Annotated in this window: 1 protein-coding gene and 2 pseudogenes; all 3 read right to left on the bottom strand. The window is 73.7% G+C overall.

The features are described 5' to 3' along the window. Window positions 1-330 (bottom strand): annotated as a pseudogene (locus ASG05_RS16630) (hypothetical protein); the annotation flags it as partial. An 84-nt stretch (window positions 331-414) separates the two neighbouring features. Next, complete coding sequence (locus tag ASG05_RS12755) at window positions 415-1,284, bottom strand: NAD(P)-binding domain-containing protein (protein WP_162240660.1); 870 nt, start codon at window positions 1,282-1,284, stop codon at window positions 415-417. 57 nt (window positions 1,285-1,341) lie between these two features. Beyond that, window positions 1,342-2,233, bottom strand: a pseudogene (locus ASG05_RS16440) (hypothetical protein); the annotation flags it as partial.

Below are 2,233 nucleotides of genomic sequence, written 5' to 3'. Positions count from 1 at the left end.
GCCGCCGGTGATCGGGAACGCGAACGTGCCCGTGGTGGAGTCGAAGGTCGCGTTGCCGACGACACCGGGGGTGAGGCCGAGGCTGGTGAGGGCTTCGACGAAGGATGCGTCGACGGTGACCTGGGTGTCGACGCCGTTGCTGAGGTCCGCGATCGAGGCCAGGGGGGTGGCCTCGGCGCTGGGCTCGGAGGAGGCCGACGCGGACGAGGACGAGGTGTCGGTCGACGAACCGGAGTCCATCGAGCACGCGGCGAGGCTGAAGACGAGGGCGCCCGAGGCGACCAGGCCCAGCGTGGCCTTGGTGACGTTCTTGCGGGTGAAGGCGTTCATGGTGGTGCTCCTTGTCGTTGGTCCCGGTGGGGATGTACAGGGTTCGCCACCGTCCCCGAAAAGGATTGGAACGCATCGACTTCGTTACCCCGCCGTGACCTCTGAGGGTTCGTCGACTGACTGGGCCGGGGCTCCGTCGGCGGGCGCGGCCCACCCGCGGGCCCTGGCCACGGTCAGGCCTCGCTGCGACGACCAGAAGCTCCGCACCGTGTCGGTCAGTTCGGCCGCACCGACGTCGGCGCCGAAGGCCAACGAGCCCGGCTCGAGGGCGATGCCGTCGGCCAGGGTGGGCAGGGCCACGGGGTCGAAGCCGACCGCGTCGACGAGGGCGGCGACGACGTCGAGGGCCGCTCGGTCGTCCGAGGCGAGGGCGATGGCGCTGCGGGCCGGGTCGCCCGCCGGCAGCGCTCCCTCGTCGAGGTCGTGGTAGCCCATGTGGTTGAAGCCCTTGACGACGCGGGAGGCGGGCAGGTGGCGCTGGACGAGTTCGCTCGTCGAGGTGCGGGGGTCCGAGAGGTCGTCGCGGAGGCCGTCGGTCTCCCACCAGTAGTTCATGGCATCGACGACGACCTTGCCCGCGAGGGCCTCGACCGGCACCGAGTCGAGCTTGCCGAGCGGCAGCGCCAGCACGACGACGTCGGCCTCACGGGCGGCGTCGGCCGACCAGACCGCCCGGGCGCCGGGTGCGATCACGTCGACGATCAGGCGGATGCGTTCGGGGTCGCCCGAGCCGGCGAGCAGGACGGGGTGGCCGGCGGCGTGGACGAGGCGGGCGAGGACGGTGCCGACCTTGCCCGCGCCGAGGATGCCGATGGTGGGTGCGGACGTCATGTGTCGTGCAACAGGCCGGACGGCCCGTCGATTCCGCACGACGTGCTGCGACGGGCCGACGCGGCGACGCGGCGACGCGCACGGCGGTGCACCGCAGGCCCCTGAACCAGGTCTGCGGTGCACCGTCGGTGTGGAGCGTCGCTCAGGTGCGAGCGGCGCGGGTGTGTCCGGCGCGAGCCGTCAGGCGCGAGCCGAGCGGCGGCGGGCCGCCACGAGCAGGCCCAGCCCGGCGAGCAGCACCAGCAGGCCACCCGTGAGCGGGGCGGTCGTGTCGCCGCCGGTGAAGGCGAGCGACGAGTCCGCCGCGAGGGCCGAGGAGGCGCGGGCCCCCGAGGCGAGGACGCTGCGGTCGGTCGCGGCCGCCGTCACGAGCACGGTGCCGGTGGTGCCGGTCGTGAACTCGGTGCCGGTCGTGCCGGTCGTGACCACGGTGCCGTCGGTGCCGGGCGTGATCGTGCCGTCGTCACCCGGGGTGGTGGGCGTCGTCGGGTCGACCGGGTCGGTCGGGTCGAAGGGCTCGGCCGGGTCGACGGGGAACGTCGGGTCGGTCGGGTCGGTCGGCGTGGTGGGGTCGGTCGGCGTAGTGCCGGTCGTCCCGCCCGTGGTGTCGCTGTCGCCGACGACCGAGACGGCGTTGCCACCGATGGTCACGGGTAGGCCCACCGAGGGCACGACCTGCGTGCCGCCGAGGATGCCATCGTCACCGGACGTCGTGCCACCGGTGGTGCCGGTGCCGGTGCCGGTCGAGCCGGAACCGGTCGTGGTGCCCGTGCTGGCCGAGTCACCGACGACCGAGACGGCGTTGCCGCCCACGGTCACGGGCAGACCCACCGACGGCACGACCTGCGTGCCCCCGAGGATGCCGTCGTCACCGGACGTCGTGCCACCGGTGGTGCCGGTGCCGGTCGAGCCGGAACCGGTCGTGGTGCCCGTGCTGGCCGAGTCACCGATGACCGAGACGGCGTTGCCGCCCACGGCGACCGGGGCGGTCACGTCCGGGATCACCTGGGTGCCCCCGGCGACCGAGTCGTCACCACTGGTGACGGCACCGGTCGAACCGGAGCCCGTCGAA

The sequence above is a fragment of the Frigoribacterium sp. Leaf186 genome, from assembly GCF_001423905.1.
GTDB lineage: Bacteria > Actinomycetota > Actinomycetes > Actinomycetales > Microbacteriaceae > Frigoribacterium.
Note: the sequence above shows the minus strand (reverse complement) of the source record. Positions and strands in the feature narration are given on the sequence as shown.